11 protein-coding genes are annotated in these 12,338 nt (G+C 64.2%); 5 read left to right on the top strand and 6 right to left on the bottom strand.

The features are described from left to right. Nucleotides 1-52: 52 nt before the first annotated feature. A complete protein-coding gene (locus ABIB73_RS15410; protein ID WP_354225190.1) occupies nucleotides 53-1,246 on the bottom strand; it encodes a M20/M25/M40 family metallo-hydrolase in 1,194 nt (397 codons plus the stop codon). 57 nt (nucleotides 1,247-1,303) lie between these two features. Continuing rightward, nucleotides 1,304-2,551, bottom strand: a complete 1,248-nt coding sequence (locus ABIB73_RS15405) for an MFS transporter (protein WP_354225189.1) — start codon at nucleotides 2,549-2,551, stop codon at nucleotides 1,304-1,306. A gap of 238 nt (nucleotides 2,552-2,789) precedes the next feature. Between ABIB73_RS15405 and xylB the strand changes: the two genes are divergently transcribed. The 5 genes from xylB (at nucleotide 2,790) to ABIB73_RS15380 (ending at nucleotide 8,974) form a co-directional block, all read left to right on the top strand. Beyond that, complete coding sequence (xylB, locus tag ABIB73_RS15400; RefSeq protein ID WP_354225368.1) at nucleotides 2,790-4,235, top strand: xylulokinase; 1,446 nt, start codon at nucleotides 2,790-2,792, stop codon at nucleotides 4,233-4,235. A gap of 241 nt (nucleotides 4,236-4,476) precedes the next feature. Beyond that, nucleotides 4,477-6,000 (top strand): sugar ABC transporter ATP-binding protein, encoded by a 1,524-nt coding sequence (locus tag ABIB73_RS15395; protein ID WP_354225188.1) that lies wholly within the window; start codon nucleotides 4,477-4,479, stop codon nucleotides 5,998-6,000. Further along, on the top strand, nucleotides 5,993-7,033 hold the full coding sequence (locus ABIB73_RS15390) for an ABC transporter permease subunit (RefSeq protein ID WP_354225187.1): 1,041 nt from the start codon (nucleotides 5,993-5,995) through the stop codon (nucleotides 7,031-7,033). Before ABIB73_RS15395 ends, ABIB73_RS15390 begins: the two co-directional genes overlap by 8 nt. A gap of 125 nt (nucleotides 7,034-7,158) precedes the next feature. Continuing rightward, on the top strand, nucleotides 7,159-8,106 hold the full coding sequence (locus ABIB73_RS15385) for an ABC transporter substrate-binding protein (protein ID WP_354225186.1): 948 nt from the start codon (nucleotides 7,159-7,161) through the stop codon (nucleotides 8,104-8,106). Nucleotides 8,107-8,437: 331 nt separating this feature from the next. After that, nucleotides 8,438-8,974, top strand: coding sequence for a hypothetical protein (locus ABIB73_RS15380; protein ID WP_354225185.1), 537 nt, complete (start codon nucleotides 8,438-8,440; stop codon nucleotides 8,972-8,974). Between the two features lie 406 nt (nucleotides 8,975-9,380). Here ABIB73_RS15380 and ABIB73_RS15375 read toward each other — a convergent pair whose 3' ends face one another. From ABIB73_RS15375 to ABIB73_RS15360, 4 genes are all read right to left on the bottom strand, one after another. Beyond that, complete coding sequence (locus ABIB73_RS15375; RefSeq protein WP_354225184.1) at nucleotides 9,381-10,661, bottom strand: type II toxin-antitoxin system HipA family toxin; 1,281 nt, start codon at nucleotides 10,659-10,661, stop codon at nucleotides 9,381-9,383. Beyond that, nucleotides 10,651-10,938, bottom strand: a complete 288-nt coding sequence (locus ABIB73_RS15370; RefSeq protein WP_354225183.1) for a helix-turn-helix transcriptional regulator — start codon at nucleotides 10,936-10,938, stop codon at nucleotides 10,651-10,653. The genes ABIB73_RS15375 and ABIB73_RS15370 overlap by 11 nt, the downstream gene beginning before the upstream one ends. 173 nt (nucleotides 10,939-11,111) lie before the next feature. Beyond that, nucleotides 11,112-11,378 (bottom strand): HGGxSTG domain-containing protein, encoded by a 267-nt coding sequence (locus ABIB73_RS15365; RefSeq protein WP_354225367.1) that lies wholly within the window; start codon nucleotides 11,376-11,378, stop codon nucleotides 11,112-11,114. A 29-nt stretch (nucleotides 11,379-11,407) separates the two neighbouring features. Beyond that, nucleotides 11,408-12,073 carry a hypothetical protein gene (locus tag ABIB73_RS15360; protein ID WP_354225182.1) on the bottom strand — a complete coding sequence of 222 codons (666 nt, stop codon included), beginning with the start codon at nucleotides 12,071-12,073 and terminating at the stop codon, nucleotides 11,408-11,410. Nucleotides 12,074-12,338 lie beyond the last annotated feature (265 nt).

Below are 12,338 nucleotides of genomic sequence, written 5' to 3'. Positions count from 1 at the left end.
GGAGGCTAGGCCGACGGGCGCTGCTCGGCAAGCGCGAGCAGCGCAACGCAGCTCACCGCATCGTCGCAAGCTGCAGCGCCAGCGCACAGGCGCGGTCGTATTCGTCGAGATTGATCCATTCGTCGATCGTGTGCGGCTCGTTCTGGCCCGCGCCGAAGGTGACGGTCGGAACGCCGTGGCGGACCATCCAGTTCGCGTCCAGCCCGCCACTGGCGGCGCGGACGTTCGGTGTTCCGCCGACCGCGGACACGGCCTCGATCGCGCGTTTGACGACGGGCAGGTTCTCTTTCATGCGGAACGGAAAATAGTCGGTCTCGGCCTTGAACTTGACCTTGCCGGATTTGCCTTGGGTGTTGGTGACGCGCTTGGCTGCCTTCTCGAACGCCGCCTTGTAGGCCTTGGTGATCTCCTTGAAGAATTTTCCGTCGTGGCTGCGGCTTTCGCCGCGCACATGCACGTAGTCGGTGACGACATTGGTGGCGTCGCCCGCGGGGCGGCCTTCGCCACCGGTGACGGGACCGACATTGCTGGTGCCTTGGCTCTTGCCCTTCACCACCTTGCCGAACCAGCCGCCGGCCTTCACCTCGGCAAGTGCCAGCGCGAGGATCATGGTCGAGGAGATGCCGCGCTCGGGTGCGACGCCGGCATGCGAGGCGCGGCCGAAAATCTCGACGTTCCAGCGATCCGCGCCGACGGCGCCGATCACGACGTTGGAGGCCGAGCCGCCGTCATAGTTGAAGGCCATCACCGGCGCGCCGAGCTCGTCCAGCTTGACGTGGCGCGCGCCATAGAGCCCGCTCTCCTCGCGCACGCAGAACAAGAGCGTGATCGGCGGATGATCGAGCTTCTGCTTGGCAAGCTCGGCGGCCAGCGTCACCAGCACGCCGCAGCCGCAGCGGTTGTCGCCGCCGAGCGCGGTCTTGGCGTCGTTGACGATCTTGCGGCCCGATTTCTTCGGCTTCGCCCCGGCACACAGCGGCACGGTGTCCATGTGGGTCATGAACATGATGCGCGGCTGGTTGTGCAGCGCGCCGCGGCCGGGCAGGTCGACGATGAGGTTGCCGGTCTCGGTCGGCACCGGAATGCGCGTATTAGCATCGTCGAGCCGGATCGCCTTTGCCGGCACGCCGCTTTCCTTCAGCGCGGCCGTGAGCTCACGCCCGATCGCTGCCTCCTGTCCAGTCACGCCCTCGATGGCGAGAAAGCGCATGAGGCGGTCGGTGGCAGCTTTGGTGTCGACAGGCATGGAGCGTTCCTTTGGTGCACACGCTTAAGATGGCAGAGCTCTTCGCGAAGCCCCATCCTACGAACGCGACGACGTGTAAGTCAAAAAGATCAGCGTACCGAACAGAAGCATGGCTGCCATGAACAGCAGAACCGCCGGCAGTCCCGCGAAAGCCGCCACCGCGCCGGTGGTCGACTGCATCAGGGCCGCGCCGAGGAAGAACGCGAGGTTAATCGCGGCGAGTGCCTTGCCCGCGGTTTGCGCGTCGACCAGCTGCCGCGACATGCCGAACAGCAGCGGCTGCGCGGAGGTCGCCAAGCCGATCAGCACGAACAGCACCAGGTCGTATTGCGGCGGCATCACGGCCACGCCGAACAGCACCGAGACCGCGTAATGTGGTGCGCCAAGCGCCATCAGCGTGACCAGAAGCGCCGCGGCGAGGTGCGTGCCGGCCACCAGCTCGCGGCGGCGGCTGAGCCTGCGATCGATCATGCCCATGCAAAGCGGACCCGCGATCATCGCGAGCGTGAATGCGCCGAGCTGGTTGCCGGCCTCGACCCGCGACAGTCCCTTGACCTGCATCAGCCACGGCCCGGCCCACAGGCCGCGCAGCACCAGCGAGGTCGCAAGCGACACCAGCGCCAGCGCGATCAGGCCGCGCAGCGGCCGCGACAGGCCGAGCCGCAGCACCTCGATCATCTGCGACAGCGGCGAGGAATGGTCCTTGTGCTCGGCGGGCTGGTTCGGCACCAGCGCGAACACGGCGAGCGCCACCACAATGCCGCCGAGGCCCGCGATCCAGAACCCGGCGCGCCAGCCGTAATGATCGACCACGAAGGCGAGCGGGCTCGACGACAACAGCATGCCGATATTGCCGATCGAGAGGATCGCGCCCGACCACAACCCAAACCGCGCGGCCGACAATTGCTTGGCCGCCAGCGTCATCGGGCACATCAGCATGCCCGAGGTCGCGACGCCCAGGAGCAATTGCCCGACCGCAAAGCTCTCGGGCCCCGTCGCAAGGCCTGACGCGATTGCGCCGACGATCGTCCCCGCGAGCAGGCTGAGCGACACCAGGCGCACGCCAAAGCGATCCATCGCGGCGCCGACCGGAATCTGCGCGGCGGCAAAGGCGAAAGGATAGACCGAGGTGAGGCTCGCCAGCGCCTGTGGCTCAATATGGAAATCCGCCGCCATCAGATCGAGGCTGATCGCGGGGATCGTGCGCAGCAATGTCGACAGCATGTGCCCGCAGGCCAGCGCAAGCAGCGCAAAGATCAGCGCGCGTGTGCCATCTCCCGCGTCATCAGTGGCAGCGGTCCCCATCAGCGTCCCGTCCCGACAAGCTTTTCGGTGGCGTTACACGATTGGGGAGCACGTGCCAACCTCGGGAACGGCAGTCTCCCTATTCCGGATTGTGGCCTCACCGGCGCGAACTTCAGGACTCCGCCACGGCCGCCTGCCTGATGGCGCCAAATGGGGCCGTGATCGAGCTCCACTGGCGACGGCTTGAAATCATCGCGCCAGACTCGCAATGTCGTGGGCGCGCAAGGCAAGTGGCATCATGTATCTCGGCATCGACCTCGGCACGTCTGCCGTCAAAATCGTTCTCGTCGACGACGCGCAGCGCGTGGTGGCGAGCCGCAGCCGGCCGCTGAGCGTCAGCACGCCGCGTCCCGGCCATTGCGAGCAGGACCCGGCGCAATGGATCGAGGCTACCTTCGCGACGCTGGACGCGCTGAAGGCGGATCATGCGCGGGAACTGGCCGACGTCGAGGGCATCGGCCTGTCGGGCCAGATGCACGGCGCAACGCTGCTGGATGCCGGTCTCAGGCCGTTGCGGCCCTGCATTCTCTGGAATGACGGACGGTCTTTCGCTGAATGCGCCGAACTGGAGCAGCGCTGGCCCGCATTGCGGACGACGACAGGCAACAAGGCGATGCCGGGATTCACGGCGCCGAAACTGCTGTGGGTCGCCAGGCACGAGCCGGAGATCTTCGCCGCCACCAGGCTTGTGCTGCAACCCAAGGCCTATCTGCGCCTGGTGCTGACCGGCGAGGCGATCGAGGATGTCTCGGACGCCTCGGGATCGCTGTGGCTCGATGTGGCGCGCCGCGATTGGTCGGATGAGGGGCTCGCCGCAACCGCCCTGTCGCGCCGGCAGATGCCGCGTCTGGTCGAGGGCTGCGCCCCGGCGGCGCGGCTCTCGAGTGAGATGGCGCAGCGCTGGGGCATGACGAGGCGGCCGATGATCGCCGGCGGCGCCGGCGACAATCCGGCGGGTGCCGTCGGCATCGGCGCCATCAGCCGCGGCGCTGCCTTTATTTCGCTCGGAACCTCCGGCGCTCTGCTGGTGCCGACCGAGACAATCGCGGCCAATCCGGAGCGGGTGGTGCACACCTTCTGTCACGCCGTCCCCGGCCGGTGGATTCACGCCGGCGCGATCCTCTCGGCAGCATCGTGCCTGGCCTGGATCGCGCGGCTGTTGGGGACCTCCGAGGCTGAGCTGCTGGCGCCGCTCGGGTTGCGTCCGAAGGCGCCGTCACCTGTCAGCTTCCTGCCTTATCTGTCCGGCGAGCGCACCCCGCACGATGACCCGGACGTGCGCGGCATGCTCGACGGGCTCAGTCACGCCACCGATCGTGGTGCCATCGTGCAAGCCGTGCTCGAAGGCGTTGCCTTCGCGCTTGCGGATTGCCGGGACGTGCTTGTCGAGACCGGACTGGTGATCGCGGAGGCGGATGTCATCGGCGGCGGCTCGCGGTCGCGGTTCTGGCTTTCGGTGCTGGCCAATGTCCTGAACATGCCCGTGCATCGATTTGCCGACGGCGAGACCGGCGCCGCGTTTGGTGCGGCGCGGCTTGGCCGGCTGGCCGTCACCGGGGAGGCGATCGACGCCGTCTGCACCGCGCCGCAGCGCGTCGAGACGTTCGAGCCCGACCGCGCGCTTGCCCAAGCCTATGCCGAGCGGCTTCCGGAATGGCGCCGCCTGTACCGGCCGCGGCGCTGACCGCGATACGCGGAGCATCGCGACCGTGCACAAGATGCTGCGCGCCGATGTGGCGAAGAAAAGGCATCACGTCGGGAGATGAGTTCCGTCCGAAAAAGATAAAGCGCCGCCGACCGCAGATGAGCGCGCGGGAGGTATTGCCCCGCGCCGCGGCCTTTTGTTTAATGCGCCCACTCGCGCAAGGGACCGAATGAGACGCGGGTGAGATGCGATGCCGCCGTCGGCGCGTCGGGGAGGTATGATGAGCGAGCCCATCCTCGAGATGCGCCGTGTCTCCAAGTCATTCTTCAGCATCAAGGCGCTGCGCGACGTCGACCTCACCGTCTACGCGGGCGAGATCCACGCCTTGATGGGCGAGAACGGCGCCGGTAAATCCACGCTGATGAAGATCCTTTCGGGCGCCTACCGGCCCGATCCGGGCAGCGAAATCCGCATCGACGGCCAGCCGGTGCAGATCAGCGGCCCGCTCGGCGGCCGCGCGGCCAGCATCGCGATCATCTATCAGGAACTCTCGCTCGCCCCCAATCTGAGCGTCGCCGAGAATATCTATCTCGGCCGCGAGGTCTCCCGCGGCGGCTTGCTGGCGCGCGAGGCGATGCAGGCCGGCGTCGGTCCGATCCTGGCACGGCTCGGCGCGGATTTCACGCCGCAGACCCTAGTGGCCAATCTCTCCATGGGCCAGCGTCAACTGGTCGAGATCGCGCGCGCGCTGCATGCCCGCTCCCGGATCCTGATCATGGACGAGCCGACTACAGCACTGTCGGCGGGTGAGAGCGAAAGGCTGTTCGCCCTGATCCGCCAGCTTCGCGCCGAAGGTCTTGCCATCATCTATATCTCGCATCGCATGGACGAGGTCTATGCGCTCGGCGACCGCGTCACGGTGCTGCGCGACGGCACGCTGGTCGGGTCGCTCGACAAGCCCGAGATCCGCGCCGACACCATCGTCCGGATGATGGTGGGACGCGACGTCTCGTCCTTCTACAAGAAGGACCACGATCCCCAGGCGCGGCCGGGCGCGCCCGTGCTCGCCGCCGTCGACATCGCCGACGGACGCCGCGTCAAGGGATGTTCCCTGACGGTGCATTCGGGCGAGGTCGTCGGCCTCGCCGGCCTGATTGGCGCCGGCCGGACCGAGCTTGCGCATCTCATCATCGGCGCCGCGCCCATGACCTCTGGCCATGTCGAGATCGAGGGCCGCGCGGTCTCCATCCGCACGCCCGGCGAGGCGCTGGACGCGGGCATTGCCTACCTCACCGAGGACAGGAAGGCGCTCGGCCTGTTCCTCGACATGTCCTGCCTCGACAACATCAATCTCGCGGTGCTCGGCCGCGATGCAAAGTTCGGCGGCATCCTCGACCGTGACAAGGCGCGCGACCGCGCCAAACGAGCGTTCGCTGCGCTCGGAATCCGTGCCGCCAATGTCGGTGTTCCCGCCGGCGGGCTCTCCGGCGGCAACCAGCAGAAGGTGCTGCTGTCGCGGCTGCTCGCGATCGGCCCGAAAATCCTGATCCTCGACGAGCCGACGCGCGGCGTCGACGTCGGCGCCAAGTCCGAGATCTATTCGATCATCGACAACCTCGCGAAGTCGGGCACCGCGGTTCTCGTCATCTCGTCCGACCTGCCCGAGATCATCGGCATCTGCGACCGCGTCGTCGTGATGCGCGCAGGGCAGATTGCCGGCGAGATGCGGCGGGGCGCGACGTCGCCGCTCAGCCAGGAGGAGATCATGGCGCTTGCCACCGGAATGGAGCAGATCGATGCCTGAGAACGGCGCTTCGGCCAAGGCCGCCCCCGCCGCGTCCGGTCTTGCCGCAGCGCAGGAGACGAAGCGGCAGCGCACGCGGATGATCATTCGCGCGGTCGGCATGCTACCGGTGCTGCTGCTGCTGTGCATCGGCTTTCATGTCCTGTCGGACGGCCGCTTCTTTACCGGCCAGAACATCGGCATCGTGGTGCAGCAGTCCGCGGTCAACACCGTGCTGGCCGCAGGCATGACCTTCGTCATCCTTACCGGCGGCATCGACCTCTCGGTCGGCTCGATCCTGGCGGCGTCGGCGATGGCCGGGCTGATCATCTCCAAATTCCCCGATCTCGGGTTGCTGTGGTTGCCGGCCGCGGTGCTCACCGGCGCTGTGTTCGGCATCCTCAATGGCGGGCTGATCGCGCTGTTGCGGCTGCCGCCCTTCATCGTCACGCTGGGTTCGCTGACCGCCGTGCGCGGCGCCGCGCGCCTGCTCGGCGCCGACACCACGGTGTTCAATCCGTCTATACCCTATGCCTTCATCGGCAATGGCGCCCTGACGCTTATTCCTGGCGTCGTCTCAATTCCCTGGCTCTGGGTGATCGCGCTGCTGGTCATCCTGGTGTCGTGGCTGGTGCTCAAGCGCACCGTGCTCGGGGTGCACATCTATGCGGTCGGCGGCAACGAGAGCGCCGCGCGGCTTGCCGGCATCAAGGTCTGGGCCGTGCTGATCTTCGTCTATGGCGTCTCCGGCCTGCTCGCGGGTCTCGGCGGGGCGATGCAGGCGGCGCGTCTCTACGCCGCCAATGGCCTCCAGCTCGGCCAGTCCTACGAGCTCGACGCCATCACCGCCGTGATCCTGGGCGGCACCTCCTTTGTCGGCGGCATCGGCTCGATCTGGGGAACGCTGGTCGGCGCGCTGATCATTGCGGTGTTGTCGAACGGCCTGATTCTGATCGGCGTGTCCGACGTCTGGCAATATGTGATCAAGGGCCTGGTGATCATCGGCGCGGTGGCGCTGGACCGCTATCGGCTGCAGGGCTCGGCCCGGACCTGAGAGCATGATTCGAAAAAGTGCGAAGCGGTTTTTCGAAAGAGATCATGCTCAAATAAAACGACCAAGGACCCGTCACGGCAACTGGTCGCCGCGGTGGGAATTCAAACAGACCAGGGAGGAAGCCAATGTTGAAGACGATCTCGTTTGCCGGCGCTGCGATGGCGCTGGTCCTGAGTTCCGCGCCGTCCTTCGCCAAGGAGCTCAAGTCGATCGGCATTTCGCTGGGCTCGCTCGGCAATCCGTTCTTCGTCGCGCTGTCGAAGGGCGCCGAGTTCGAGGCCAGGAAGACCAATCCCAACGTCAAGATCACCACCGTCGGTTTCGAATATGACCTCGGCAAGCAGGTTACCCAGATCGACAATTTCATCGCAGCCGGCGTCGACCTGATCCTGCTCAATCCCGGCGATCCCAAGGCCGTTGGCCCTGCGATCAAGAAGGCGCAGGCCGCCGGCATCGTGGTTGTGGCCGTCGACACCGCGGCCGAAGGCGCCGACGCCACGGTGACCACCAACAACGTTCAGGCCGGCGAGATCTCCTGCCAGTACATCGTCGACAAACTTGGGGGCAAAGGCGATGTGATCATCGAGAACGGCCCGCAAGTCTCCGCGGTGATCGACCGCGTCGTCGGCTGCAAGAATGTGCTCGGCAAGACCCCCGGCATCAAGGTCCTGTCCAACGACCAGGACGGCAAGGGTTCGCGCGAAGGCGGCCTCACGGTGGCGCAGGGCTATCTGACCCGCTTTGCCAAGATCGATGCCATCTTCGCCATCAATGATCCGCAGGCGATCGGCACCGACCTCGCGGCGCGCCAGCAGCAGCGCACCGGCATCATCATCACCGCGGTCGACGGCGCGCCCGACATCGAAGCAGCCCTCAAGGACCCGCAGTCGCCGCAGATCCAGGCCTCCGCCTCGCAGGACCCGTTCTTCATGGCCCGCCGCGCCGTGCAGGTCGGCGTCGGCATCCTCAACGGCCAGAAGCCGGCATCCACCGTCGAGCTGCTGCCGTCGAAACTCGTGACGCGCGACAATGTCGGCGAGTACAAGGGGTGGACCTCGGATAGGTCGCAGTAAGGGGGACAGCGCGAGTGCCGAGAATACGACGGCTGAGGTAAAGGCACTAACGATTGGGTTAACACTCACTGGTCTTGATCAACCTGTCGGCGGTCGGCTGCTCCACAAGGGCAGCCGCCCACCTTCAAACGGATGCCAAGCACTGTTCCGAGCCAATCCATAATTCGCAGTCTTATCTTTTGGTTCTCTTGGGCTTGACCTTGCGTGGGGCACGCATCTTCGGCTTTTCCTTCAACGGCTCATGAGGCGTCTTGAGCGCGCCGCGTAGCCCAGCCTTGAAACGCTCTTGAGCTTCTTTCTCATCGTAGCTGTCTTTTTTGTAGGAGAGTTCATGTCCGAGGCCCCTGAAGACGATCCGCTGCTTGGCGAGTTACGAGAGCATGTGTTCGGGCTTGGCTTAATCTCGTTACGTTACAATGTATTTGAAACTTCGCTAAGATTCATTCTGGCAAACTACGTCGAGCCGTTGGCGGTTGACCTTCTCTTTGAGAAGGCGTCGAACGAACAACGGGCCTTAGCTATTCGAACCCTAGCCAAACACAAAGAGCACGACCCGCATGTTCTCGATCATGTTGATCACCTGCTCAAGTTCTTCTCTATCTGCGCGGAAAACAGAAACGTCTTGATGCACTCCCAAGATTCGTGGACCTTTGAAGCCGAGAAGGGGTCTATTGGTCTTGAAAAGCGCCTAAAGCAGGGAGGCAAGAATATATATCAACTCGACCTAATAACTCTAAAGCGCATCAACAACGATATTATCACGGGCATCAGGTATCTAATGGGGGTGGATAAACTCACCCGGATCATCCGCAGATCGATCGAAGACGCCAATATCGCTCGAAAAACCTGCTCTACCGAGTACGCTTGATCCACATCGGCCTCTCGTAAATCTTCAAGCCGACTCATCCCCGCTTCTATCATAGCGGAGGTCACTTCAATCGCGGGCGCGCCAGCCTCCGGCAAATCACCGGAGACAGCGCCGATGCTAGCCGTTGGGGCGTGCGGTTTCAGGAATTGCGGTTCACTGAACTAGGTGACCGATTTCCTGCACTCGACGTAATTGGCATGGAAATGAAGGTCGCAGGCGTTTTCGTTGCGGCAATCCTTCGAGACGCCCGCTTTGGCCGGGCTCCTCAGGATGAGGTCTCATTGTGCGGTGAAATCGCAGCCCCCGTGGTGAGGGGCGCCGGGTTTTACGGCGCGTCTCCGGACGATGCTCTGCATCGCCGGGCGAACCATGAGGCCGGGCACGTTCACAGCCTCTCCGCCGGCCTTCATTCAGCGAGCCTGACCAATGCTTCCGGAGCCTCGACCAACGCGAAGGGATTGAGGAATTGCCGCCCCCACAGGAAGTTGCGGTCGACTTCCGAAAGCGCTGCCGCGTCGCAGACCTCTTTCCAGGACGTCTTGATCGCCTCGATCTGTCCTGCGATGAGCTCGGTTGCCTCATTGAGGCCGAGAAGGAAGAGCGGCGCGGCCTGAAGGCACACCGAGATCTGGCTCGTGCGTCGTTCGCCGGTGATGAACATCGCCTGAGTTGCCTCTCCGCCGGTCCTTGCTTGCGGGCAGATGTCGTAAGCGGGCGTTAGCGAGAGTTCCTTTCCATTCCAGAATGCAGCGTGGTTCCGGGCGTGGTCGTCCGTGTTGCCGCAGAGGATGTTGAACACCATCCTTCCGAACAGTTCGCGGAGAGTCGCCTTGGGTGAGGTGAACCTGTGACGGATAATCGTCGCGAGGTCTTCATAGCTCGCATAACGCGCCATCATTTCCTCGAGTTCGAGCAGCGTCAGCGCAGAGACCATCGCGCGGCGCCGCCACCCGTTCCCGGTCTTTTGCCGATCGAAACGTTCGATCAGCAGAACATCCTTTCCGGCGGCGCGGTCGAGGCTGACCGGAGCCGCAGCAAGTCCAACCTTTGCGGCAAGCCGCATCGCCACGAACTCCGCCTTGACGACGTTGTAGAGGTCGTTCTGCGATGAGAACTTCGCGATATATTTTTGACTGTCTGCCGTGATCATCGTTTTCGGTCGGGCGCCGCCGATCGAGCTTCCATGCAGGAGGGCTCGATCGAGCTCCTGTGTAAGCGGCACCCCTTGTTCGACGAGCGTGGTCGCGGCCTGAAGTTCTGCAAGCGATGCTGCCGAAGCCTCTCGCGGTATATAGCTCTCCGCCGATAGCTGGAAATCCAGGGCACCGATACGGTCCGAGCCGGACTCGAGGAGATAGGTCAGCTCGTCGATATCTCCGGTATCGACGTCCTTGCCGCTCTTTCCGAATGTCCGATTGATGATAACGCGGCGGCCCCACGCGTCCGGTGCAGCATCGCGAATGCAGTTCGGCATCATCAACCCTGGCGTCAGCGGGAGCACTCCGCTCCGCAGCGGAAGCTCCGGGTCATAGAGTGAGATCGCGTTGTTTCGCGCGAGATAGCTTCGCCCATAGTGGAAGAGGAGCTGGTTGCCCTCGGCAAACAATCGACCCGCCACGACAGGCGCGGTGGCGTCCGGCAGCCAGACCCATACGAAGGCCTCGGCTGGCCTTTTTTCAGAAGTCATCATCGGGCTTCTCGCGAGGCATGCGGACGGATTTCGGCAAAAGCGCCATCACGGCGGAATTGGAGGAGAGGGTGTTCGCCAGGGCCCGTTCGTCGACGTCGAACAGCGGCACGCCGGCGATGGCGGCTGCTTCAAAGACTGCGCCGAGTGTGCAGCCGAGATCGCCGTTCTCGATGCGCCGCAACAATCCGCGCGAAAGGCCTGCCCTGCTGGCAAGCTCTTCGGCCGTCATCTTCCGCTCGATACGGGCCCTGTGGATGAGCTGGCCCAGCAGCACAGCCGCATCTTTGGCATAGCGCGAATAGGGTCTCGCCTTTTTGGGCATTGTTGATCCATTAATCGACCGTATGGGTCCAAGTGAGCTGTTTATAAATCAATTCGGTTATTCTGTCAACAGCGCGGTCTATAAACAGACCGTGTACCAATATATGGTTCATTAATAGCCCAATCTCAGCCCCCAGATCCCTCCGGTAGGCATTCTGACTTCATCTCGCTCAGCAGTTTCCGCGTTTCTCTCAGTAACGCCTGGATCCGCCTCTGCTCTGCGACCACCATCCCGGTGAACAGCCCGTGCTTACGTGCATTCTGATTTTTCCTCGGCGCGCCGGATCCCGCGGCGCCGCCATGCATGCGACAGCGGGTCTTGCCGCGCACCGCCGGCGCGCGGCAGGTGGTGCCGCTTCGTGTCCCGGCACCACAGCGCGGGCTCGTCAACATCGCACTCGTGCTGCGAATATGGGCGCGACTCATGCGGCGGCGCCTCGCCTCGCATCGGGCTGTTCGTGCTCGCCGACTTCGCGGGTCGAGACCAATCCCGCATCCATCGCTGCATCAGCAGCGCTCGGCTCTGAAACCATCATATTCGTATGTTGCGTCACGTTCCCCACGATCGCCCTTCCTCCATCCTGCACCGACAAATTCTGCACCGTAATCCCGCGCTCGCCATTGCTGCGATGGCGGCTGAGCGCCTCGATCTGCGCCGCAAACGTGCGGGCCAGCCGGGCCAATGCGCGCGTCACACTCTCCTGCTGCGCAATGTCGTCGGTGCAGGCGAGGCGACAGGCGCTGCGCATCGCCGTCACGTGCACGGACACCATCTGCGCCGCCAGCATCGCCTCGATGGAATCGCGCGGGCCGATGCTCTTCATCATCGAGATCATGAAGGCGAGATTGGCTTCATCAGGCTTCTGGCCGATCACGCTGACCTTCACCAATTGCTTCAGCAGGCCATCCAGCGCGTCGCGGTCGACGGCGCCGAGCGCGTCGGCCAGCAGCCGTTCGCCGGCGCGCGGGTCCGGATGGTCGATCGAAATTCGCCTGCGGGAGAGTCTGACCCGCGGGCTTGCACTGAGGCCGGTGCGATCGTTGGCCGCAATCGGCGCGGTCGCGTTGCGTGTCGGGGATGTCGTCATGTCCTGTCCTTTGCCGCTGCAGGCGTGTGGGCTCGGTGCGCACCAGATCAATCGCGGCGCGCTGGGGTGATTTTTGAGATGTCGATGAGGGGCTTACGCGCAGTCGTCTCGTGGCGCCCATGGCTGGGTGCGGTATGACGCTGACGATTGCTGCGATGATGTCATCGTGCCGGTGTTTTGCCCGACGAGTCAAACGGCTTTGCACGATGCGCAAGTCCTTGATCCGACAAGGGGCGGCTACTGTGCATGGGGTTGTTTTCGATAT

This window comes from Bradyrhizobium sp. F1.4.3, from assembly GCF_040548375.1.
Classification (GTDB): Bacteria; Pseudomonadota; Alphaproteobacteria; order Rhizobiales; family Xanthobacteraceae; genus Bradyrhizobium.
The sequence above is the reverse complement of the archived record's forward strand: the minus strand, read 5'-3'. Positions and strand labels throughout refer to the sequence as shown.